The organism is Faecalibacter macacae (assembly GCF_003687725.1).
Classification (GTDB): Bacteria; Bacteroidota; Bacteroidia; order Flavobacteriales; family Weeksellaceae; genus Empedobacter; species Empedobacter macacae.
This window is the reverse complement of the sequence record NZ_RDOJ01000016.1, coordinates 45,574-69,057: the sequence shown is the minus strand read 5'-3', so window position 1 is coordinate 69,057 and position 23,484 is coordinate 45,574. Positions and strand designations below refer to the sequence as shown.

Sequence of the window (23,484 nt, the reverse complement as noted above, 5' to 3'; positions counted from 1 at the left end):
AATTTCCATATTTTTAAAACATAATTTTCCACATAATAAAGCAATGAATGTAAGCCACGAAACAATTTATTTTTATATCTATTTGCACAGTAAAAGTCACCTAAAAAAAGAGCTCATTGGCTCACTAAGGCAAAAAAAAAAAACTAGAGGACCTGCTCGTTCGAAAGTATCAAAAGACATTAAAATCAAAGATCGTATTTCTATCGATGAAAGACCTCAAGAAGTTATAGGCAGAGAGATTCCTGGACATTGGGAAGGTGATTTAATTATCGGAAAAGATCATAAATCGGCTATTGGAACGTTGGTTGAAAGATCTACTCGTGCGGTAATTTTAGTACATCTAAAAGACAAAAATGCAGAGACCGTTCGAAAGGCTTTTGAAAAGGAATTTAAGAAGCTACCAAATCTGATGAAAAAGTCGTTGACATACGATAACGGTACTGAAATGGCTCAGCATAAATTATTCACCAAAAACACCAAAGTACAAGTCTATTTTACACATCCCTATTCGCCTTGGGAAAGACCTACAAATGAAAATACAAATGGACTTTTAAGGGATTATTTTCCAAAAGGAACTGACCTTTCGATTTACTCAGAAAAAGAACTTAAAAAAGTTCAACGTGAACTCAATGAAAGACCTCGAAAAGTACTTGATGGATATTCACCATCACAAGTTTTTAATCGAATGATTATTAAACAAATCAAATAATCAAAATTTTTACTATTTTTATACTATCGTTGCATTAGCAACTTGAAACCGCCTTTTACAAAATTGCGTTAATGAATGAAATAGACCAAAAAATTTACGAATACAATAATAAACCTGATGACAGATTTTCGGGATTATCTCCTTATGAACTTCACGAATTAATTCATCTACCCTTTCGCGTAGAATGTCCAATTCAACTACAAAATGAAATTGATTCTAAAATTCTTGATAAAATTCCATTTTTCAAAATCTGTGAAGAATTTTTAAAAATTCTTCAACGAGAAAAATTCATAAAATTGACTCCTCTTGGTGCACTTCCTAAAAAAATAATAGTAGAATTATACTCATATAAATACATAACGGACCATATGATTGAAAGTGGAATTTCAAAACTTTCAAGAGAACAAGATTCAATCGCAATACAAAATGCTAAATTTGTATGTGAAATTGCTAAATTGACAAAAAAACGAGAAGGAAAATTATCTTTAACTAAAATTGGTGAAAAACAACTTGTAGACAGACAATCTTTGTTTAGATTAATTTTAACCACATTTTCTTTTGACTTTAATTGGGCAATTAATGATGGTTATCCAGACGAACCCATTGCTCAATATGGAAATTTGTATACAATTTATTGTCTATTAAAATTTGGAAAAACAGAAAAGCCAACTCAATTTTACGCTGATAAATATCTTCAAATTTTTGAAAAATTTCTACCATTATTTAATGATTCTCTTCATAGCAAACCAGAACAACAATTTTCAAACTGTTTCGAAATTCGAAGTTTTTATCGCTTTACAGATTGGTTCGGATTTACGCAAACTACCGATAAAAAATATGGCGAAATAAATAATACTAAAACAACAGAAATATTAGATAAGGTTTACAAATTTACACATAAAAAAGAATAATTATTACTGCACATAACATTGTATTGGCAAAATGCAGGGTTTAAGGGTAAATTGAACTACTCTACTTTTTTATTCGCCAATACTTTTTTACGTGTAACTGTAACGCGGGTTCAGAAAACTAATGCAACACTATAAATTATTAATTTAGTGTTGTTATGAGCCAAAATTATACAAGATTAACCCTTCAAGAACGATTTAAAATTGAGAAATATTTAGATCAAAAACTTTCCATTTCATCCATTGCTATTTTATTAAATAGAAACAAAAGTACAATATCCAGAGAAGTGAAAAAGTTTAAAAAAAGGTGTTAAGATGCTTTTATTTCACATCAAATTACCTTTGAAATTTCGATGAATAAAAACTATGGGAGAAGTAAAATTATTAACCATAAACCACTGCTTCATTTCATCCATAAAAAACTACGAAAAAGATGGTCTCCGGAGCAAATCTCGTTAACTTTAAAGCGGTCATTCCCTAATGAAAAGCGTATGCAAGTAAGTCACGAAACCATCTATTTTTACATTTACCTTCACAGTAAATCTTCCTTAAAAGAAGAGTTGATTAAGAGTCTAAGACAAAAGAGAAAAACCAGAGGACCAGCTCGCTCTAAAGAATCGAAAGATATTAAAATTAAAGATCGTATTTCTATTGATGAAAGACCTCAAGAAGTGATAGGTAGAGAGATTTCTGGGCATTGGGAAGGAGATTTAATCATTGGTAAAGACCATAAATCGGCCATTGGAACCTTAGTGGAAAGATCTACTCGGGCGGTTATTTTAGTACATCTAAAAGATAAAAATGCAGAGACCGTTCGAAAGGCTTTTGAAAAGGAATTTAAGAAGCTACCAAATCTGATGAAAAAGTCGTTGACATACGATAACGGTACTGAAATAGCTCAGCATAAATTATTCACCAAAAACACCAAAGTACAAGTCTATTTTACACATCCATATTCACCGTGGGAAAGACCTACAAATGAAAATACAAATGGGCTTTTAAGAGATTATTTTCCTAAAGGTACTGACCTTTCGATTTACTCAGAAAAAGAACTTAAAAAAGTTCAACGTGAACTCAATGAAAGACCTCGAAAAGTACTTGATGGATATTCACCAGCACAAGTTTTTAATCGAATGATTATTCAACAAATCAAATAATCAAAATTTTTACTATTTTTATACTATCGTTGCATTAGCAACTTGAAACCGCCTTATGTTTAGTAGGCAATAATTAGAAAATCTGGAAATATTGACCTCCTAAAAAATGAGCTGTAAAAATGTTATACGACAATAGTATCAAAAAAAACGAGACTGTCTTTATCAAGCAGTCTCGTTTTTTTTCTTATTTTTTAATTAGCAAATTGCAATTGTCTCCATCTTGTACCATCGTAACCTTCAAAAATACCATTTTTAAAACGAATCATACCTGCTGAAGGAGCCACGTCAGATGCTATACTAGTTCCTACTTTTACAGTTCCTGCAGATGCGACATCATCTCCAAAATGAACCTTACCTGTTCCTGTATGAATTGAGTAATTATTACTACCTCCTTCTACATTCTTAACTCTAACTCCGTAATTATTTATTACAACTGAAGGCGCAGCAACTTGCGAATCTACTAAAACACCATAATTATCAGCAACTTCGCCTCCAACAGTTTTTCTATTTACAACTTCAAATCCTGCAACATGAGATATTCTAGCAGTACCACTATTATTTATTTCTACAGAATAACCTTTTACATCACCTCCTTGATGTCCAGAACCTGTTGTAATATCTATTACATTTCTACTTCCTATAATCGTTGGAGACGCTGCAACTTTTCCAGAAATTTTCATTTCCGTATTATTCCCTCTAAAATAACGCAATCCGCTCGTTGTAGACTCGTGCGACATATGTGTATTAACTCCATTAAACTGATTCATATCAGTAGTTCCTGTTGATTTATTGGTTATTGTATTAAAAATACCATTAATTGCTCCAGTTACTCCACTACCTGTAAAACTCATTTGAGAATCTAAACCTACTGCACTAGTACTACTTACCGAACCAGAATTCGTGAAAAAACTTTTTACACCTCGATACATACCAACGCTTCCTGACTTTCTACTCTTCATCTCGTTTATTACTTCTAAACCAATCATTGATTCTGTTGGATGGCCAGTATCTGTCTCATCAGAAGTTGTATTAACTACCACCATACCTTTCTGAACTCCATAATTAACCTTACCAAAATTATTCACTTCTGTGGTCATACCGATTAAAAATCTAGCCGTACCAGTGGTTGAAGTTGAGGTATTCTCAAGAAGATTATAAATACCTTGGTAATCAGCAACAACACCTTTTAAATTTTTTGTTTTAAGACTTAAATTTCTAAATGTATTTACAGGAATATCTACATTGTTATTAAGTTCTGAATGATAGCCAATAAATTCATTAAAGGAAGTGTTATTAGCGTTATTTGATATTGTATTATAAGTTCCATACAAATTAAGAATTCCAGATTTAGTATGAATCATATTAGATCTTAATAATGTCGCAGAATATGAACCTGTCGGAACCCTATCGTTTGTATAGTTATATAGAGTAAGGGTATTAGAATCATTTCCTTTCCCTCCTATTCCCAGAAAGCCAGGTCTCCAAATACTTGCTTCTTTATCACCCATTGCATCGCTACGAACAGGAGTTAAATACCAAGCTGTATTATCATTGTCCGAATCATAAGGTATATACTTAACACCATCATATAACCAAGCACTAAACTCTTTATTATCACCATTTGTATCACATTCTGATTGTCCAATATACACATAGTTCTTATTAGCTGCCAATAAAGGATCTGGCAACCAAAATGCTGCTGGAGATGTACAAACTTCGGTTAATAAATTAACACTATAATAAGGGGAAATAGAAAATGGTGCATTAGGAGTATTAGGATCTGCAACATTAGTGTAAACTACCTTTTCGAACTTTGGAGTTGGGATTTTTGTAGAAAAACCTTCCCATACTTCTTTACTACTGTTGTAATAATAAAATCCTGGAGAAAGAACATTAATCGTTTTTGTCTGAGGATTTGGATCTTTCTCTGTTACAAAAACAATTGCAGCATGTTGATCACTTCCGTAAACATCATTTTTAGCACGTAATTGCTCCCCTGTTAATTTTGGAGCAAGTATACCATCAATTATAGAAATATTAGTAGGTGATGCTTTTACATCTAAAGTAACACTTGGATTTTGAGTATTTATCCCTACTTGTGCATTAACGTTAATTGCTAATAACGTTAATAATAATGTGTGTTTTATCATAATATTAGTTTGATTAGTTTGCAAATATAATTTATTCAAAATAAAACAATTACAAATATATAAAATTATACAATAAATCATTATTATCAATATTCATTATAAATTACAATACTACTTTATAAACAAAAAGATCACTATAAAATGAATAGAATCTATAGGATTGTTAATTTTAGATTAAAGGGAAGTAAACTCATTCTAAGAATAGGTACTATCTATTTTCTAGAAAAGTAAAACCAATTCATGCGATTAACTATAAAATCCACCATTATTTAACGTAAAAAATTCTGGCTATTATTTTGAAAATTTCCTAGCATCTTTGCAAAATATTAACCCATTATTTCACGAACTGTATGTGGCGGTTTCAAGTTGCAAATGGAAAATCTTGAAGTATTTGTGGTTTTGTTGAAAAGAAATGCAAGTGCAAGGAACTAAAATTTCTGAATTTAATGTTTTTGAATTTCTTTATTCTCTAAAACCTGGAAAAGCTTATAATTCAGATTTAGAAATAATAATTGAAAACTTGAATCACTTTCAATCATTAGTAATGAAAAAGCTTGGAATTTTCTACAAAATCTTGAAAATTTATAGTATTAAAATTTGATGGAGCTTTAGCAAAAACATAGAAAGAGTCTATTGCAAGTGTAAAATGGATTCAAAAAACATAACAATAGAAAACATAGTCTGAAAGTAAACTTTCAGCCTGTGTTTTTCTATCGCAAAATTGCTCTTGTTTCAATTTATTTCTTAAATTTATCAAAACAAAAGAGCAATTTGCTCAGTTCGTGACGAATTGAACTTCGTTCAATTTCCTCCCGTTCTTCGCAAAATACCCGGCTCGTTAGCTGCAATTCGATATTAACACTCCGCAAGAATTATTGATAAAAAAATGAATTATAATTTATGTTAAAAAATAAAATACAGAATTTCACATTTTTATTAATGAGTTTCATTTTAAACTCATGCTCTGTTTCTACACCATTTTTTATTCAAAATATTTCTGAAAAAGATGTTGAAATTAAAATTGTATATAATTATGAAATAAAAGAATTGGATAAGTTTGGAGATTTTAAAATTGTATATCAAAATGGAATTTTAAATCAAAAAGAATTTGATAAATCAACAGAATTGATAAATATTGAACAAAAACAATTAAACGATTCGACACTTCAAATTTATATACCTAAAAATTCAACAGCTAGAATTGCTAGAACAGGTAACACATATTTTATAAATAAAATTAAATCAATTTCCTATGATAATAAAGATTTATCAATTGAAGAAGTTCTAAAAAAATCTTCAAGCAAAAACTGGAAAATAACTTATAAAATTGAATAAAAATCGCACTGCAGCTAACATCGTATTGGCAAAATGCGGGGTTAAGTGCAAAATTGAACTTCTCGCCATTTTAGCCGCCAAAAGCTGTTTGCTTTTGTTTTTTTATTAAATTTACCAAAAGGCTCACAGCTTTGGCTTCGCTCAATTCAAGCCAGCACTTCGCCAAGCTGCGGCTCGTTAGCTGACATTTTATTGAATTTTTTCTTAAATTTATTCAATTTTAGTTGGCTTTTGCTTACTGAGTCAATAAGCTTCAAAACATTGTATACAATACTTAAAACGATGGTAGAAAAAATTTCTAGAGATATTTGTTTAATTAAATATCGAAGTCTTCCTCTTTGTGAATATGATAAAACAATTGACGATGATATTCTATATTATCCCAAAATATTCTCTTCATATTGGTTAAAATTAGCAGATGAATCTAATACAAATATTTCTAAGGAAATAGTTTCATTAATTAAAAAATTAAACATAAATCATTTAATTTTCTTTGGTGAAACGAATAAACCTTGGATATCGAAGTTTACTTCATCAAGAACAGATTTTAAAAAATTAATTAATGCTGTTGAATACTTCAAATCTCATAAAATTGAAAAAAAATTTAATGGTGGTGTAAAAATTGAAATTAATGAACTTTATAAATTCTTGCAAAATTTCATCATTATTACTGAATCTGATGGTGGTTTTTATGACTTCAATTTTATAGATGAAGATGAAAATTTTGTATTCTATATTCATTATTCTGGAGAGCTGAAATTAATAACACTAAACGAAAATTCTAATATAAATTTTCAAAATAGCGTAAATGAAACTCATTTTACAATTCAAAATCAAGATTAAATATGTACTGCTCTTAAAGGATTAAACAAAAGAATTTTTATCATTTTAGTTGGATTTTTTCTGGCATTAACGGTTTCTCTTCTCATCGAATTTCTCATTTACAATTTAAAAAGTATTCGAATTCTATTTTACAGAAAATTTTTGGCAAATTTAAGTCACACATTTCTCTATCTATTAATATAATATCAAAACCATTATGTAATAATTATTTCAACGGATACTGTTAGTAGAATAAATTATAATTTAATTATCAATGCTAATATTGCTCAATTTGGATAATTAAAAAATGTAATAGTACTTGCGGGACTTTGGAAAATTAACGAAAAACGAAAATTCTCAATAATTAATTGAAAATTTAAAAATCAAAGAAAGTCAGCTTAAAAATCCTATTTTTTTCCTTTTCTTCATAAAAACTATTTATTATGGGCATTTTTAAATCATTAATTAATTTAAACATTAATAATTTTAACTTTCATTATTTTAATATTTAATCAATTATTACAAAAAATCACATTAAATTTAGGACATCAAATTTTGATAATTACTCTCCATGAAAACAAACTATTTTCGATTAACTAAAACTTTTATTGTCTTAACTCTGTTTGCAACGATTTTAAGTTGTAATCAAGCAGAAGACACAAAAGAATTAGAAAAGAAATTAGATCAAAAAGGAATTTCTTTGATTCAGTATGATGATGAAGAAATGAATAAAGCGATAAAAGATGCTCGTTTAACTTTTGACGATTTTAAAGAACAAATTGAAAATCCTGAAGACAAATATTTTGCAGTTAAAATTGGTATTCTGTATCCTGGTGGTAAAGAACATCTTTGGATTGTAGATGTAATTAAAGAAAATGGAAAATATTTTGGGCGTGTAGATAATGAACCGGAATATACAGATGATGTAAAATTGAATGATATTATTGAAATTCCATTGAATTTAATTAGTGATTGGATGATAATAGATGGCGATCAATTAATTGGTGGTGGTTACACTTTAAAATTAATTAGAGATCGTATGACTCCACAAGAAAGAATTGTATTTGATAAAGAAAGTAATCTGAATTTTCAAGATTCTATATCATAAAAAAAGAGACCTAAATGGTCTCTTTTTCATCTAATAATTAATTATTTTCCCACCAAACTTTTATATCAATTTGGTCGCCACCCATATTTTGAACGGCTTGATTATAATTTTCTTTATTTAAATTTTGAGCCGAAGTTGGATATAATAATCGATTCGGAACTTTTTTATTATTCAACATTGTACTTGTAGTTGGTAAAACAGGAAAACCAGTTCTTCTGTATTCGTACCATTGTTGAAAATCTGTAAAGAATAAAGCATAATATTTTTGCGTCATAATTTGTTCCAAAGAACCATTAAAGGCTACTTTTTCTTGCGCTAAATATTCTTCTGTTGGATCAAGATCCGTCCACAAAGAAATTGCAGCTTTTACTCCATTTGTATAATGCGTTTCAGCATTAGAATAAAATCCTTTTTGAGCTAATTCAGCTTTTATAAATTCAACCTCAGCAAAAGTCATTAAAATTAATTTCATTGGCTCCATAACAAAATCAGTATTTGGACGAGACGGTGTAAAATCGAATTGAGAACTATTTCCTTCATAAGCTGCATCGACACCTTTGTATCCAATTGAAATTCCGTTATTATCTGTAGCATGAGTAGTAAACTTAGCTAAACGTGGATCATTTATCTCATTCAAATTATTGATAAAAAACGAAGCAAATGCTCTATTATCACGATAATCTTGTTCACGTTGCCAAGGAGAAACATTAGGTGCAATACCTGTAACTTGTAAAACAGCAGCATCTAAATTTGACGTAAAAACTGGATATGTAGATGGATCATTTAATATAGCTGACATTTTTTGGAACGAATTCATTTCAGCTTTATTCGATACGCGCAATAATAATCTTAAATGCAATGAATTGGTAAATTTTTTCCACTTCGTAACATCTCCATTAAACAAAATATCAGCTCCATATTTCATACCCAAACTATTTTGATATAATGCATTTGCATTTTCTAAATCAGATAATAATGCAGTATAAATTTCTTGTTGAGAATCAAATTTTGGCGTAAAATTCCCTAATTCTCCTTGTCCAGCTTCACTAAATGGTACATCACCAAACATATCCGTTAAATTTGACATCATCCAAGCACGTAATGTTAAAGCGATAGCTTCATAATTTACATCACCTTTTTCGCGACTTACCTTCAACATTTCTTCGATATTAATCAGATTATTGTAAGTCGTTGACCAAGTTGAATTTCCTGTTCCTTGTGTAATATCGTAACGATGAATGCCCAATGCATTACTTGGAAACGGAATATGAACCTGCATTAATTGCGCTGTGATATCGTAATTTTTAGACGTGTTATTACTTACTAAATTATAGATAACAGGATTTAAAACCGATCCAGCAGTAATCTCTGAAATAAGGTTTGGATTGACGTTTGTTTCTTCAAAATCTTCCGTACAAGAAGTTGCAGAAAATGTAATTGCTAAAGCAGCTAAAATTGAGAATGTATATTTTTTCATTTGTATAAAATCAAGTAGAATTAGAAAGAAGCTTTTAAAGTAATTCCGTATGTAGCAGTTGATGGCATTTGCCCCATTTCAACACCTGGAACGTATGTATTTCCGTTTAATGCAGCAGTTTCAGGATCGTAAATTGGGAAATCACTAATGATAAATAAATCACGTCCAAAAGCAGTTAATGATAAGTTAGATAAACCTGTTTTGTCAATTAATTTCTTTGGGAAATCATACGTAAAACTAACTTCTCTTAATTTGATATAAGACGCATCAAAAGAGTTAGATTCTACATTCGCGCGGCGATAGTAATCACCATAATACGTTGCTAAATCTACTTGTTTTGTATTTAGAGAATATGAACCATCTGAATTTAAAATCACTCCATCACCTACGATAAATCCATCTTCTCGTCCAGGTAAAGAGTCTTTTAATTTACCTTGTTCCATTAATTTGTGGTACGATTGCGAGTAAACAATTCCTCCGAATTGACCATCAAAAGTAAAACTGAAACGTAGATTTTTATATTTAAAACTATTTGTAATTCCCGCTCTCCAATCTGGCGTTGCATCACCAACATATTCAATTTCTGTAGGACGAACTGGTAAACCTGTATTTGGATCGTAAATGATTTGTCCATGTTCGTTTCTTACGAATTTATACCCATATAAAGCTGTTGAAGATTGACCTGGAATTGCAATCATAGAAACAGTTCCTGCAGTTGCGATGGTTTGTTGGTTCCCTTCTACTCCTTCAGATAATGACATTACTGTATTTTCGTTCGTAGACCAATTCATATTTACATCCCAACGGAAATCTTTCGATTTTATAGGCGTTACATTTGCGGCAATTTCAATACCTCGATTTCTAATTTCACCACCATTAATGAATCGATAAGAATATCCTGAAGTTGGATCAGTCGGAACTCTTAAAATTTGATTATCTGTATTTTGTTGATAAACTGTAAAATCTAATCCAAAACGCTTTTTAAACATTTGTAATTCGATACCAGTTTCCCAAGAAGTAACAATCTCTGGTTTTAAATCTATATTATATAAGGTGTTTGCCACTTCGTTTGATGAACTAAATTCTGACGTATCGTAATATTTACTTGTTCTGTAAGGCTCTGTATCATTACCCACTTGTGCAAAAGCAGCACGGTATTTAATGTAATCGAATGGACCTTTAATATTAAAAATATCAGATAAAATAAAACTTGTTGTTACAGAAGGATAAAAGAATGAATTGTTATGTTCTGGTAAAGTAGAAGACCAATCGTTACGACCTGTAATATCCACAAAAATTTGATTTTTCCAACCCAAAGACACCATTCCATATAATGAGTTTACTTTTTTATACGCATCAGAAGTTACGGTACGAACAGGATTTAAAGAATTCGTTAATTTATAAATTCCAGGTGTGCTTAACTGATCTGCAATTGCGCTAACATTTGTGTATTCGTAGTTTAAACGATTCCCTCCAAAGTTTGCATCAATTGTAAAATCATCCCCAATTTTTGTCGAATAATTAAATAAGAAATCAATATTTGATTCCATTTTCGTTATATCCTGTCTTCTGTAGCTTCCTTGAGGCGAGCGATTCAAATCAAAAGGACGTTTTTGTTCACGGAATTGATTGAAAGAATTTACAGCTCCACGAACCATTAAATTAAAATTCTTTGCCAATTTAATATCAGCCTTCATATTTCCTACAATTTGCGTACTGCGCATAGGATTTACCGCTTCGTAAGCAATTACGTAAGGATTATCGATGTATGAACTGAAAGGACGAATCATATCTACGCCTTCAAATCCTTGTTTCCAACGCGGTTTGTACCAATTTAAATCAACATTAGGAGAATGCATAATCATAAAATACGCAATCGAACCGTTGTTGTAACCTGTACTTGGTAGATTATCTGACGTTTTTCGAGTATAATTTACTACTGATGAAACAGTGATACGATCTGATAGTTTATAATTACCATTTAATGAGGCAGTATAATTTTCGTACCCCGTATTTGGCATAATCCAAGTATTTTTCAAATGTCCTAATGACGCTCTGAAACTACCCTGATCTCCACCACCTGATAATGTAACCGAGTTGTGACTATTAAAACCTGTATTCCAATATCCTTTATGTGTATCTTTATAAGGCACCCAAGGCGTACGCTCTAATCCTACTCCACCTAAAGATGGATCGTATTGATAAAACATTTGCCCGTTGAATTTTGGACCAAATGCTGAAGAAGTTCCAGAAGTACTTGGTCCATCTGTTGATCGTCCGTAAGAATAATATGGATTTCCGTTTGCATCAAATTGTTTACCTGTTCCTTGACCATATTCATATTGATAATCTGGCCAATTATTCACTACCTCAACCGAATAAGTTGATTTTAATTCTATTCCTAATTTATTCTTTTTATTACCTGCTTTAGTTGTGATAATTAAAGCACCATTTGCTGCACGAGAACCATATAATGCAGCGGCAGCCGGACCTTTTAAAACTGTAACACTTTCGATATCGTTTTGATTGATTTCTGATAAAGCATTACCGAAATCGATAGGTGAATCGTCTCCCATGTAAGCGGAATCATTTCCAGAAGAAGTCATTTCTGTACTCATAGGAACTCCATCTATTACAATTAAAGCAAAATTCTTCGATTGATCTAATGAATTATTTCCTCTTAATTTAATTCCTTGCGAATTGATTGGACCTGATGAAGCTGACGTAATTTGTAATCCTGCAACTTTACCTTTTAAACCTGAAGACCAGTTTGTAGCTTCAGCTGTAGCCAATTCATCCGAACCAATAGTTTGTTGAGAGAATCCTAATTTTCGTTCTTCACGTTTTATTCCTAAAGCTGTAACAACAACTTCAGACAATTGATTAGTTTCTGGTTTTATTAGTGAAACATTAGTAATTCCGTTTGCTGGAACACCGATTTCTAAATCATTATGCTCTAAGGAAACAATCGAAATTTTTGCATTTGGAACATGAACTCCAAAATCAAAAAAACCATCTACATTTGTATAAGTAACATAATCAGTTCCTATAATTCTAACTTCTGCATCTGCAACGCCAAAACCGTCTGCGTCTGTAATTCGACCTTTAATTGGTCCTTGTTCATCAATCGAAAATTCAGTTGAAATAGCTCTTGAATTAGTTTCCGCTTGAGCGATTTGCATCGAGAATATACTACATGCTAAAACGATCGGAATGTGTCTTTTTTTCATTTTGTAGAGTACTTAATTTATACCTATCTAAGTGTGTTGTTAATTTGATACAAATCTATTTTGGCTAAAATCAATAACGATTAACTGAATTTTAAGTGATTCTTAACAAATTGTTAAATAAGTCTTCTTTGCTAAAATTTAATAACCTAAATTTTACATGATTATTAAATAAAAAAAGCCTAGATTTCTCTAGGCTTTAAAACAAACAACGGTTTTTTTAAGTCATTATTTAATCACCTCGTATCCTGTACTACTCGTGTGAATTTTACCGTATTTATCGGTTACACGAATGTTTACTTTATATTTTCCTGCAACTTTTGATGGTAATCTTACTGACCAAATATGAGAAGATTCTACAGCATCTGAAGGTCTTCTTCCATCAAATTTAACTGCATCTACATCAAAATCCATCACAGATTTTAGATAATTATAATCAACTCCAGGTGTGTAGTTCATTTTCTTCCATTCACCACCTTCTACTTGATACTCTACCTTATCTCCTTTTTGTCCCATAAAAAAGTTAACCATTAACATTGCTTTACTTTTAGAACCTTCAATCACTTTTTTCGTGTTGTAAACATTCATCTGAAAGTCTTTTGCTTTGTTGGCAACTTTATAATCAAAATTGTATTGATTTCCTTTTATATTAAGAATAGCATATCCTTTTGGTGTTCCATCACGCATGGTTGAAACTGGAACTCCTTTTTCGTCTTTTTGTCCAGAATACCAATCACCAGAAGTTGTTCCTACATTAAATTCGTGATGAGGTTTTTCTTGTTTCCAACCTTCTTTTTTACCATAATACAATTGTTGCTGAATATGCGTATGCGCAGACATTGAAACTGTATTTGGATAATCTTTTAATAAATCAAATAAGCGTTGACGGTGATCATTTTTAAAAGCATCTTCGTTTGTATGACGCAAAGGAATATGAAAAGCTAAAACAATTAATTTATCTTTTGAAACATGTTTCAAATCGTTTTCAATAAACTGTAATTGATCTTCTCTAAATCCACCCCAATAACTTTTCCCATCACGAGGATCAGGATATAAGATATCGTCTAATACAATAAAATGTGCATCACCAACATTAAACGAATAATTGGCAGGCCCAAAATTTTGCTCAAATGTGTCATCGCTATATTTATCTTCTTTGGCGTCATAATCCATATCATGATTTCCCATCACATTATACCATGGAATCCCAATTTCATTTACAGCCTTAATATAGGGTTGATGTAAAACCAAATCATCACCAACTAAATCTCCTAAAGAAATTCCAAAAACCATGTTCTTTACACCTTTTAATTCATCTACAATTCCACGTGAGAAATAATCAACTTCTTCTAAATTGTAAGCTTGAGGATCTCCGAAAACTAAAGCTGAAAATTCCTTTCCTTCAACGGTTGGAATTAAACCAAAATTGACTGATTTCGGTAATTTTCCAGTTGGTTTACTTCCTCCATATTTTAATTCCGGAGATCCGTTTGGCTTGTGTATATAATAAGACTGTGGCAACTGATTTTTTAAAACTGATAATTGATAATTTGAAGGTTTTATCACAAATAATATCGTTTCATCGGTTACCGTAATTTCGTATTCACCTTTTGCATTTGTTTTTGCGATATCAACTCCATTACTTACCAAAACATTTGGCAAACCTTTTTCTTTTCTATCTAAAATTCCATTTTTATTGGTGTCTTCATAAACAATTCCTTTTGCAATTTCTTGTGCATTGACAAATAAACCTGCGAATAAAATTGATAATGTAAATAAACTCTTTTTCATGTGTTGTTTTTAATTGAAGCAAATTTGGAAATAAGAATTTGGACTTGTATTAAGTAAATATTAACTCTATTTTAAATAATTGTTGTTTATCATTTATAGATTTTTTTGAATGATTTACTCCTTTACATTTGCATCAGAATTTAACACAACATGATAAAACAAATAATTGTCGGATTCGTTCTATTAGCATCAACTTTTACAACAGTGAACGGACAAACCACACAAATTATAGCACACAGAGGTTTTTGGAAAACCGAAAACAATGCTCAAAACTCGATAATGGCTTTACAAAAAGCTGCGAAAGAAAATTTTTTTGGAAGTGAATTAGATATTCATATCACAAAAGATGATGTTTTGGTTGTTTATCATGATCATGATGTGAATGGAATCTTAATCGAAACCGCGAATTATTCAGCTATAAAAAATACAATTTTAAAAAATGGTGAAACGCTTCCTACATTAAAAGAATATTTGATTGAAGGAAAAAAATATCCGCATTTAAAATTAATTTTAGAAGTTAAATCTCATCAAGATTTAAACCGAGAAAATAAAGCAGTTTCTGAAATTATGAAACTTGTAAATGAATTGAAACTAGAACAACAAGTGGAATATATTTCCTTTAGTCAAAACATTTGTAACGAAGTTAAAAAGCAAAATCCAGAAGCTTTAGTTTCTTACTTAAATGGAGATCTATCGCCAAAAGAAGTCAAAGAAAAAGGTTGGGATGGCATTGATTATAATTATAAAATTTTTCAGAAAAACCCGACTTGGATTAAAGAAGCCAATGATTTAGGATTAATTACCAATACTTGGACAGTTAATCAAGAAGAAATAATGGAAGAAATGATTAATCAAAAGATACAATATATCTCAACAGATGAACCATTAGTTCTAAAATCTAAACTTAATAAGATGTAATATAAAATTAACCTCATTATCAAATAAAACATTTTTAGAATACAAAAAAACCACTTCTTAAGAAGTGGTTTTTTTGTATTTGTATTTATATTTTTGGTTCTTGTTGACTTAAACAGTGGAAAGATCCTAATCCCCAAATAATATCTGTAGAATCAATTCCTACCACTTTACGATCTGGGAAACACTTTTGGATAATTTCTAGAGCAACCTCATCTTTTGCACAACGATAAGTTGGTACAATTACTGATTTGTTCGCTATGTAGAAATTCGCATATGAAGCTGGTAAACGTTCACCTTCACAATAAACGCCATCAGGCATTGGTAATTCGATAATATTTAATGGACGACCATCTTCTAATTTCATTTCTTGTAATTGGCGAAGATTTACTTGTAATAACTCGTAGTTATCATCGTTTTCGTCTTCTTCAACAACAGTCAAAACTGTGTCTTCATTTACGAAACGAATAGTATCATCGATATGACCATCCGTATCATCACCAACAATTCCGTCTTCAACCCAAAGAATTTGAGAAACTCCGTAGTAATTTCTTAAATATTCTTCAATTTGTTCTTGCGTATATTCAGGATTACGGTTCTCGTTTAATAAACAAGATTTAGAAGTCATCAATGTATTTTTTCCATTAAATTCTACTGAACCTCCTTCCATAATAATTCCTGGATGAAAAACTGGAATATTAAAATATTCTCCAATTTTAGTTGGAATTACATCATCATTTTCGAATGGTGGATATTTTCCTCCCCACGCATTGAATCCCCAATCTACAATTACTTTAGGATTTTCAGCATTTACTTTATTCACTAAAAAAGCTGGTCCATGATCACGACACCATGCATCATTTGTTTCGAAAAAGTAAAATTCAACTTGCGATAAATCAGCATCCGTTTTTTCGATGTGTGATAAAGCGAAAGCTTTCATTTCCTCATCTTTTACATTGATGCGTACTTTTTCACCCTTTGATAATTCTGCAATAAATTGAGCATACATTGGGAAAATTAAGTGAATACGATCTGGCCAAGATTCCTCTTTATGAGGCCAAGATAACCAAGTCGCTTCATGCTCTTCCCATTCAGCTGGGAAACGATATCCTAAATCTTTAGGAAATTTTGTTGTATCTATTGTGTTCAATTTAATTCTTTTTTAAAAGTTGTAAAGTATGTTCTAAATGCCCTTGATTTTTCCAATTGTCGTGTCCAGCAATCACTAATTTGATAATAGGATGTTGATGCATTAATTTCTGAATTGTATTTGGCCAAGCTTTTACATCAGCTTCACCAATAAATCCTAAATCAGTTGCTTCTGTGCTTTTCACTAAACAGCCACCATTCAAAATTTTATATTTTGGCAGCCAAACGACCGTATTATCTGCTGTATGACCTTTTCCAAAATATTCAATGATAAACTTTTCGCCTCCAATCTTATACTTTTTTCCTAATTCAATTTCATTCTTTGCTATCGCTTGATCATTGGCTTTTAAAATCTCATTCGTTTCTTTCGTTGCGTATGTTGGAATTCCGATTTGATTATAATACTCAAAACCACCTGCGCGATCTTCGTGCGAATGTGATGCAAAAACTGCAATAACAGGTAAATGATGTTTTTGCTGAATTGAATCTAAAAGCGGTTGATATTGCGATTTATCCCAAGGCGTATCAAAAAGAACAATTCCTTTTTTTGTAACTAAATACATTCCATTCGCAGCATATTGCTTCCCATTGAATGTATTAAAAGTTGTATGAACAAATACTTTTGGATTGATTTGTTCGATAATTAAAGTTGCACGTTGTGCAGATAAAAATGTACTGAATAAGAAAATAATTCCTATCCAATACATTTTTAAATATTTTATGTCGAAATTAATCTTCATCAATAAAACGCTTCGTAATCGGAGAATAAGTCTCGATACGACGATCTCTTAAGAATGGCCAGTGTTTACGGAAATAGTCAGACTCGTTTAAGTCTAATTCTACAACTTCTGTTTCTTCGTTGTCGTGAGAAGCTAAGTATAATAATTTTCCTTGTGCATTTGCTGCAAAAGAACCACCCCAGAATTTCATAGCTCCATCTTGCTCGAAACCACAACGGTTAACAGAAATTACAGGAACTCCATTTGCTACTGCGTGTGAACGTTGAATTGTTTGCCAAGCATTGTATTGATCTTGGTTTGTTTCTTCGTCTTGTGTAGTATCCCATCCAATTGCAGTTGGGTAAAATAAAATTTCTGCACCCATTAAAGCTGTAATACGAGAAGCTTCTGGATACCATTGATCCCAACAAATTAAAACTCCAATTTTACCAAATTTAGTATCGAATACTTTGTATCCTAAATCACCAGGTGTAAAGTAGAATTTTTCGTAGAAAGCTGGATCATCTGGAATGTGCATTTTACGATATTTACCTAAATATTCACCATCTGCATCTAAAATTGCAGTTGTGTTGTGGTAAAGCCCTTGTGCACGCTTTTCGAATAATGACGCAATAATTACAACGCCTAATTCTTTTGCTACTACTGATAAAGCATCTGTTGATGGACCTGGGATTGCTTCTGCTAAATCGAAGTTATCATAATCTTCAACATCGCAGAAATATAATGATGTAAATAATTCTTGTAAACATACGATTTGAGCTCCTTTCGCTGCTGCTACTCTAACCTGCTCGATCGCTTTATTTAAATTTTCTTGTTTGTCTTTAGTACAAGTCATTTGTACCATTCCAACTTTAACTTTTGCCATTTCGAAAATTGATAAATAGTTATATAAATGTAAACAACAAAAATAGTGATATTCTTTTAGAATAATTATAAGAAAATCTTAATTAAGAAACTCACAAAAAACAAATACATTTATCATCAATTCTATAATATTTATCAATTAATACCTTTTTGTCCTTCAACTTTAAGATAATATTAAATTTTTATTATAACTTTTTCATTCGAAAAGTGATAATTTTGCTCTTGGTTTGAAAAATATAAAACAAAAAATGAAAAATTTATTACTAACTATCTCATTATTGAGTAGTTCATTTATGATGGCTCAAACTGACGCTACTTTTGTATCTAACAACAATTTATATCATTATATTTCTAATTACACAAATACGACAACTACCACAGAATCTGAGTCGATTCCTTTAGAAGAAGTTGATATAACAGTTGCTAAGAAAATTACTTACAATGACCATCTACACGAAGCTGAATCCTTTGATATTCCGTTAATTTTAAATGACGAACAGATGGATTCTCTTGTATTAGCGAATCATTTAGTAACTGTTCCTGAAGAAGGTGAAGGTTATAAAATTCAGAAATTAACACACTCTAAGGCATATTTAAACGAAACTTCTTATTTAATTCTAAAAGAAATTTCTTCAATATTTTACAAAGAAACTGGAGTGGAATTAAGCATTTCTTCATTAACAAGAACATTAGAAAATCAAAATAAATTAAGACGAGTAAATAGTAATGCAGCAAAAGGTGATAGCTCACATAATTACGGTGCTTCATTTGACATTTCTTATTCAAAATATGGAGATAAAAATGGACGTAATTACGCAAACGAAAAACTATTACAATCTATTTTAGAAGATTTTGCTGCCGATGGTAAAATCTATTTTATTAAAGAGCGAAGACAACCATGTTTTCATATCACAGTCAGAAACTTTAATCCTAAAATGACAGATATTTCAAAAAAATAAATTCAAATCCTACATTAATGTAGGATTTTTTCATTAATAAGGTTACATTAGTCTTATATTTCCTATTATTTTTGCAGAATGTATAGCAAATTTTCCTTTTTTCTATTAATATTATTTATCTCAGGTATTCAGTTTTCTAATGCACAAAACAGAAAAGTAATACCTCCGAGCGAAGACTATAAAAAACATTTAAATGCAGCTAAATCTCATAATTTAGATTTAGTAAAAGACAAAAAGCATTTAAATAAATTAATTAGTCGAGGAAAATTGGTTCCTGTAAAACAACGTGGTTATGGTTGGCGTGTTGCCGATTTAACACATAGTCATAGTTATTTGGTACCAAAAGGACAGCAAGTTTTACGTGATATTGCACGTGAATTTGTAAAAGAAACCGGTCAGAATTTCTTTGTTGTAACGTCTTTAACAAGAACTTTACATGATCAGAATCGTTTAAGAGGTGTAAATGGAAATGCATCATCAAATGATAGTGCACACAATTATGGTGCTTCTTTTGATATTTCTTATGTGCGTTTTAATCATAAACTTGGGCCTAATAAAAAATTAGACCAGGAATTGAAAAAGATTTTAACTGGATTTCAGAATTCGGGACGTATTTACTTTGTTAAAGAACGTTTAAGTAGTTGTTATCATATCGTTGTTAGATAATGAAGAGAATATTGATAGCTTTATTTATTATGTTTAGTTTAATTTCTTGTTTGAAGAATAATATTAATGGAATAATCATTTCTGATACTTTACTTTCAAATCAATCTTTTCAAGAAAATAAAAATTTAAATAAGATTATCAATCAATGCCTTAACAAGGAGTTTAATGGTTTTAAAAAACTACTTGAATATAATTGCGGAGAAGGTACAGGATGTTATAATTTAGGCTATATACTAACTCAAATTATTTTCAGAATTGGGGAAGATGAATATATAAAAGTCATTTCTAAATTATCAAAAAAAGATCAAATCAATTTAAATTCATTTATTAAAGTTGGTTTAGAATATGGTGATAATAATTATGATGAAAAGATGGATAATCTTAGAATCAATGATACATTTCCGAAAATAGTTAATTTTACAAATCATTAATTTTTCTTACCTTAAATCCAAATCACAAGCTATGAATATCGAAGAATTAAGAGATTTTTGTTTGAGTTTGCCTTTAGTTGAAGAAAAATTTCCTTTTGATCAAGAAACTTTAGTTTTTTATATCGCAGGAAAAATGTTTTGTTTAGCTGATATCAATCAATTTGATTCTGTCAATATTAAATGTGATCCTGAAAAAGCAATTGAATTAAGAGAAAAATATCAAGCAGTACTTTCAGGTTATCACATGAACAAAAAACATTGGAATACGGTTATGATAAACCAAGATGTTAAAGATAGTAGTATTAAAGAATGGATCAAAGATTCTTATAATCTTGTTATTCTAACTTTACCTAAATCAAAAAGACCAGATTTAATATAAAATAGAAAAGCAGAACATAAGTTCTGCTTTTCTATAATTCTACTTCCTTTTCTTGTTCTAATTTCTTAAATAAATTAATTCTAGCTTGTTCATTTTTTGGATAAAAAAAAGTTGAAGCTGAAGATTTTTCAATCACATCTTTTAAAGCTTTTTGTATTTCCTCTTCTGTCAATCGTTCAACAAAAATCGTTGTAGAAAACAACGAGTAAGGGTGTTCTTTAAAAATTTCTTGTGCTCTTTGGTAAGTTACAAAAGTCACATGGTATTTAGTCTGGTTCGTTTTAATGTTTACAACAACATCAACCTCATCATTTAAAACATCATAAATAGGATGTAAAATTTCGAACGAGAATTCCATTATTTATACCAACTACTATACATTAAATAATTATTCGCAATTCGTTCAATTTCTCCTTCTTTTAAACTTTGCGGAACATCTTTTACTTTTACAGCCGGAACTCCAGCCCATAATTCACCTTCTTTGATATGAGTTCCTTTTGTTACCACTGCACCTGCAGCAACTAACGAATTAGATTCAACCACACAATCATCCATAACAATTGCTCCCATACCAATTAAAACATTATCATGAATTGTGCAACCATGTACAATTGCATTGTGTCCAATTGAAACATTATTCCCTATCGTTGTCGGCGATTTTTGATAGGTTGCATGTATCGTTGCATTATCTTGGATATTTACCTTATTTCCCATTTTAATGTAATGAACATCACCACGAAGCACTGCCGAAAACCAAATCGAGCAATCATCACCCATTTGTACATCACCAACAATCACTGCATTATCTGCTACAAAACAGTTTTCACCCATTTGCGGATGTTTACCATTTAATTCTTTTATTATTGCCATAAAAAATATTATTATACATCAACAAAAATATAGAACTAAATCAATAAATTTGTATCAATTATGAGAGTATATACAGAAAATACACCTAATGAAAACGTGTTAAAATTCGTTTGTGACGAAACTTTAACGCAAGGTGGAGTTGAATTCACGAAAGATTCAGCTGCTACCGAATCTCCGCTTGCACAAGTTTTACTTACTATACCGTTTATTCAACAAGTTTTTATCACTGCAAATTTTGTAGCGATTGAAAAAATTGATGCGGTTAGTTGGGATGATGTGAAAGATGATTTATTAGAAATTGTTGAAGAACATTTAGAGGAAGGTATCGTTTTATACCAGCAAAAAAAGCAACCTTTCACGGTCTATGCTGAAATGACGCCAAATCCATCGGTTATGAAATTTGTTGCTAATGCACCATTAGTTCCAGAAATTATAGAAATTAAGGATAAAGAAAAAGCGGCTGGAGTTCCTTTAGCGGTTGCCATTTACAAAGAATATCCATTTATTAAAGAAGTTTTCTTAACGGAGAACTACGTTTCTTTAACGAAAGATGAAACGGAAGAATGGGATTTATGGACAATGGACGTTCGATCTTTTATCTTAAATTACTTACAAGCTGGAGGAATGGTTTTTGAAGAATTCTACGAATTCAAAACTGAAGCTCCAGAAGAAGTGGTTGTAAAACCAAGAGAGGAATTTACAGATGTTGAAGAGCAAATTAAATCTATTTTAGACGAATATGTTCAGCCAGCGGTACAAAACGACGGTGGAAATATTGAATTAATTGGATTTGATGAAGAAACAAGAACTGCTAAAATGTTATTACAAGGAGCTTGTTCTGGTTGTCCTTCTTCTACAGCTACATTAAAAAACGGAATCGAAGGTTTATTAAAACAAATGATGCCTGATGTAGTTGATAACGTAGAAGCTGTTAACGGATAATTATCAATCAGTATAAAAAGTAAAAACCTCAGATTATTCTGAGGTTTTTTTGTTGAATTAATTTATCGTAATAATCCTGAATCTATTAAATAGTAATAACCACTAAATAATAGAATATAAAATACTAGCATTTCGACAGATAATCTAAATTTACGATTGATTAATAATTGTAAGATATCTAATGACGCTATAACAAATAGTAAAATTATAAATGCGAATAAACCACCTGTTATAGAAAAAATTAAAAATAATGATAAACTTATTATCAAAGCTATAATTATCCTTATTAATAATAATTTTTGACTATTCATTATAAAAATCAATAGATTGACGGTAATGATAAATCATCAATCGACGTCGAGCTTCTAAATCATTAATTCGGAAAGAAGTAACATCATCATTCATAAAGAATAAATCACCATCGTCTTGCCCATCCGGACCAATACAACGTAAAACAAAATCGTCTTCGGTTACGTCCGTTACAAATCCTGCAAAACGCGTATCATTCCCAATCGCAAGCCGAACGATATAATCTTGTTCTCCTTTAATTACATTTAATGTATGAAATACCCAATTTTCTTCTTTCGGAATATTTAAAATAACTTCTTCTTCCTTATCTAAATCAGCGCTATTTTCAAAAACATATTGTAAGCATTTACAATAATCATCTTTGTCAATGCGTCTAATTTTATAAATCGGTTCAATTAGAAGTCCATCTTTTTTACCAAATTTTGTAATGTGTTGCATTACAAAATATTCTTCATTAAAATCAACAACATATCCTGCCCAAAAGTCTGAACTTCCTGGATCTTGAAAGATTGCAATAATTGTTTTATTGTCTTTTGATTGTTGTAAAATTGAAGTAAATTTAGAATTCAAATTCAT

General features: G+C 30.5%; 21 protein-coding genes and 1 pseudogene. 12 read left to right on the top strand and 10 right to left on the bottom strand.

Annotated elements, in window-relative coordinates; translation table 11 throughout:
• The 3 genes and pseudogenes from EAH69_RS11120 to EAH69_RS11110 form a co-directional block, all read left to right on the top strand.
• The coding region (locus EAH69_RS11120; protein ID WP_230466794.1) for an IS30 family transposase at window positions 1-709 on the top strand (709 nt) is incomplete at its 5' end.
• Between the two features lie 71 nt (window positions 710-780).
• The gene (locus EAH69_RS11115) at window positions 781-1,620 is read left to right on the top strand and encodes a hypothetical protein (RefSeq protein WP_121935278.1); all 840 of its coding nucleotides are present in this window, start codon (window positions 781-783) and stop codon (window positions 1,618-1,620) included.
• 155 nt (window positions 1,621-1,775) lie between these two features.
• Window positions 1,776-2,774: pseudogene (locus tag EAH69_RS11110) on the top strand (IS30 family transposase).
• Between the two features lie 191 nt (window positions 2,775-2,965).
• Here EAH69_RS11110 and EAH69_RS11105 read toward each other — a convergent pair.
• Window positions 2,966-4,924, bottom strand: a complete 1,959-nt coding sequence (locus EAH69_RS11105) for a hypothetical protein (protein WP_121935277.1) — start codon at window positions 4,922-4,924, stop codon at window positions 2,966-2,968.
• Window positions 4,925-5,863: 939 nt separating this feature from the next.
• On the opposite strand from EAH69_RS11105, the gene EAH69_RS11095 reads away from it, so the two are divergent.
• From EAH69_RS11095 to EAH69_RS11085, 3 genes are all read left to right on the top strand, one after another.
• Window positions 5,864-6,259 carry a hypothetical protein gene (locus tag EAH69_RS11095; protein ID WP_147439136.1) on the top strand — a complete coding sequence of 132 codons (396 nt, stop codon included), beginning with the start codon at window positions 5,864-5,866 and terminating at the stop codon, window positions 6,257-6,259.
• A 282-nt stretch (window positions 6,260-6,541) separates the two neighbouring features.
• Window positions 6,542-7,102 carry a hypothetical protein gene (locus EAH69_RS11090; protein ID WP_121935274.1) on the top strand — a complete coding sequence of 187 codons (561 nt, stop codon included), beginning with the start codon at window positions 6,542-6,544 and terminating at the stop codon, window positions 7,100-7,102.
• Window positions 7,103-7,652: 550 nt separating this feature from the next.
• On the top strand, window positions 7,653-8,189 hold the full coding sequence (locus EAH69_RS11085; RefSeq protein WP_121935273.1) for a DUF2314 domain-containing protein: 537 nt from the start codon (window positions 7,653-7,655) through the stop codon (window positions 8,187-8,189).
• 37 nt (window positions 8,190-8,226) lie between these two features.
• On the opposite strand, the gene EAH69_RS11080 is transcribed toward EAH69_RS11085, so the two are convergent.
• The 3 genes from EAH69_RS11080 to EAH69_RS11070 form a co-directional block, all read right to left on the bottom strand.
• On the bottom strand, window positions 8,227-9,666 hold the full coding sequence (locus EAH69_RS11080) for a SusD/RagB family nutrient-binding outer membrane lipoprotein (protein ID WP_121935272.1): 1,440 nt from the start codon (window positions 9,664-9,666) through the stop codon (window positions 8,227-8,229).
• Window positions 9,667-9,686: 20 nt separating this feature from the next.
• Window positions 9,687-12,896 (bottom strand): SusC/RagA family TonB-linked outer membrane protein, encoded by a 3,210-nt coding sequence (locus tag EAH69_RS11075; protein WP_230466792.1) that lies wholly within the window; start codon window positions 12,894-12,896, stop codon window positions 9,687-9,689.
• 225 nt (window positions 12,897-13,121) lie between these two features.
• Complete coding sequence (locus EAH69_RS11070) at window positions 13,122-14,684, bottom strand: calcineurin-like phosphoesterase C-terminal domain-containing protein (protein WP_121935270.1); 1,563 nt, start codon at window positions 14,682-14,684, stop codon at window positions 13,122-13,124.
• Window positions 14,685-14,834: 150 nt separating this feature from the next.
• Between EAH69_RS11070 and EAH69_RS11065 the strand changes: the two genes are divergently transcribed.
• Window positions 14,835-15,602: a glycerophosphodiester phosphodiesterase family protein gene (locus EAH69_RS11065; protein WP_121935269.1), complete on the top strand. Its 768-nt coding sequence runs from the start codon at window positions 14,835-14,837 to the stop codon at window positions 15,600-15,602.
• Between the two features lie 85 nt (window positions 15,603-15,687).
• Here the strand turns inward: EAH69_RS11065 and EAH69_RS11060 are convergent, their stop codons facing one another.
• From EAH69_RS11060 to EAH69_RS11050, 3 genes are read right to left on the bottom strand one after another with little or no spacing between them, the layout of a single operon-like run.
• Window positions 15,688-16,749, bottom strand: a complete 1,062-nt coding sequence (locus tag EAH69_RS11060; RefSeq protein WP_121935268.1) for an agmatine deiminase family protein — start codon at window positions 16,747-16,749, stop codon at window positions 15,688-15,690.
• A 1-nt stretch (window position 16,750) separates the two neighbouring features.
• Window positions 16,751-17,455 carry a BlaB/IND/MUS family subclass B1 metallo-beta-lactamase gene (gene bla / locus EAH69_RS11055; protein ID WP_121935284.1) on the bottom strand — a complete coding sequence of 235 codons (705 nt, stop codon included), beginning with the start codon at window positions 17,453-17,455 and terminating at the stop codon, window positions 16,751-16,753.
• Window positions 17,456-17,477: 22 nt separating this feature from the next.
• Window positions 17,478-18,353: a carbon-nitrogen hydrolase gene (locus tag EAH69_RS11050; protein ID WP_121935267.1), complete on the bottom strand. Its 876-nt coding sequence runs from the start codon at window positions 18,351-18,353 to the stop codon at window positions 17,478-17,480.
• 247 nt (window positions 18,354-18,600) lie between these two features.
• Between EAH69_RS11050 and EAH69_RS11045 the strand changes: the two genes are divergently transcribed.
• The 4 genes from EAH69_RS11045 to EAH69_RS11030 all read left to right on the top strand — a co-directional run bounded on the left by EAH69_RS11045 (window position 18,601) and on the right by EAH69_RS11030 (window position 20,787).
• Window positions 18,601-19,311: a DUF5715 family protein gene (locus tag EAH69_RS11045; RefSeq protein WP_121935266.1), complete on the top strand. Its 711-nt coding sequence runs from the start codon at window positions 18,601-18,603 to the stop codon at window positions 19,309-19,311.
• Between the two features lie 78 nt (window positions 19,312-19,389).
• A complete protein-coding gene (locus EAH69_RS11040) occupies window positions 19,390-19,977 on the top strand; it encodes a DUF5715 family protein (protein ID WP_230466791.1) in 588 nt (195 codons plus the stop codon).
• A complete protein-coding gene (locus EAH69_RS11035; RefSeq protein ID WP_121935265.1) occupies window positions 19,977-20,408 on the top strand; it encodes a hypothetical protein in 432 nt (143 codons plus the stop codon). The genes EAH69_RS11040 and EAH69_RS11035 overlap by 1 nt, the downstream gene beginning before the upstream one ends.
• Window positions 20,409-20,439: 31 nt before the next feature.
• Window positions 20,440-20,787 (top strand): MmcQ/YjbR family DNA-binding protein, encoded by a 348-nt coding sequence (locus tag EAH69_RS11030; protein ID WP_121935264.1) that lies wholly within the window; start codon window positions 20,440-20,442, stop codon window positions 20,785-20,787.
• Window positions 20,788-20,818: 31 nt separating this feature from the next.
• Here EAH69_RS11030 and EAH69_RS11025 read toward each other — a convergent pair whose 3' ends face one another.
• Window positions 20,819-21,145 (bottom strand): hypothetical protein, encoded by a 327-nt coding sequence (locus EAH69_RS11025; RefSeq protein WP_121935263.1) that lies wholly within the window; start codon window positions 21,143-21,145, stop codon window positions 20,819-20,821.
• Window positions 21,145-21,657, bottom strand: a complete 513-nt coding sequence (locus EAH69_RS11020) for a gamma carbonic anhydrase family protein (protein ID WP_121935262.1) — start codon at window positions 21,655-21,657, stop codon at window positions 21,145-21,147. Before EAH69_RS11020 ends, EAH69_RS11025 begins: the two co-directional genes overlap by 1 nt.
• Window positions 21,658-21,717: 60 nt before the next feature.
• Between EAH69_RS11020 and EAH69_RS11015 the strand changes: the two genes are divergently transcribed.
• Window positions 21,718-22,599, top strand: coding sequence for a NifU family protein (locus EAH69_RS11015; protein ID WP_121935261.1), 882 nt, complete (start codon window positions 21,718-21,720; stop codon window positions 22,597-22,599).
• Between the two features lie 303 nt (window positions 22,600-22,902).
• On the opposite strand, the gene EAH69_RS11010 is transcribed toward EAH69_RS11015, so the two are convergent.
• On the bottom strand, window positions 22,903-23,484 hold the full coding sequence (locus EAH69_RS11010) for a hypothetical protein (RefSeq protein WP_121935260.1): 582 nt from the start codon (window positions 23,482-23,484) through the stop codon (window positions 22,903-22,905).